Here is a 631-nt window from a genome sequence, read left to right as displayed (position 1 = left end):
CTCGGCATCCAAAAAGGCTGGATCAAATAACCGCAACACGCCCGGAAAAGACACACTTTTCTTTACTTAACCCGCGAAGTTTTTGGGCAAAATAAAAGGACCCCGCGCACCCGTGAGAGCTCGTTGACCCTTGCTGCATTCCTGCCCTGGGGGAGTTCACAAGATGCACGCCACGCGGAATCCGCCTAAAGCATAACGCATCACCACGGCCCTGGCCAACGCTCGATCCTGCGGGTCAATCTTTCGGGCGCTGGCTTGCGGGGACGTGGGGTTGATTCCAGTGGGGTTGGAGCCCGACCTCACGGCGGTTCCAGGATCGGCTGTGCGCTTCGCCTCGCGGGGTCGGAAATGCTGCGAGCGCTGGGGATTTTGTGCGCTTGGTGGCCCTGGGTATAGTAGTCAGCGGAGGATTCGACTAGCGGCCTATGTCACACGCCTGGAACGCGTGCGGGGCTCACGCCCCTCGAGGGTTCAAATCCCTCATCCTCCGCAGTTGGGAAACCCCAGGTAGTTCGCTGCCTGGGGTTTCGTTCGTTGCGTAGGGGCACAGTGAACGGGTTAAGTAAAGAAAAGTGTGTCTTTTCCGGGCGTGTTGCGGTTATTTGATCCAGCCTTTTTGGATGCCGAGGTT

Annotated in this window: 1 tRNA gene and 1 other RNA gene; one reads left to right on the top strand and one right to left on the bottom strand. The window is 58.2% G+C overall.

Annotation, left to right across the window (positions count from 1 at the left end):
* Positions 1-91: 91 nt before the first annotated feature.
* Positions 92-186: signal recognition particle sRNA small type (ffs, locus tag QP140_RS09775), an RNA gene on the bottom strand.
* A 218-nt stretch (positions 187-404) separates the two neighbouring features.
* Between ffs and QP140_RS09770 the strand changes: the two genes are divergently transcribed.
* Positions 405-490 (top strand) — tRNA-Ser (locus QP140_RS09770).
* Positions 491-631 lie beyond the last annotated feature (141 nt).

Origin of the sequence: Corynebacterium sp. UMB9976 (assembly GCF_030212265.1) — a bacterium.
GTDB lineage: Bacteria > Actinomycetota > Actinomycetes > Mycobacteriales > Mycobacteriaceae > Corynebacterium.
The sequence above is the reverse complement of the archived record's forward strand: the minus strand, read 5'-3'. Positions and strand labels throughout refer to the sequence as shown.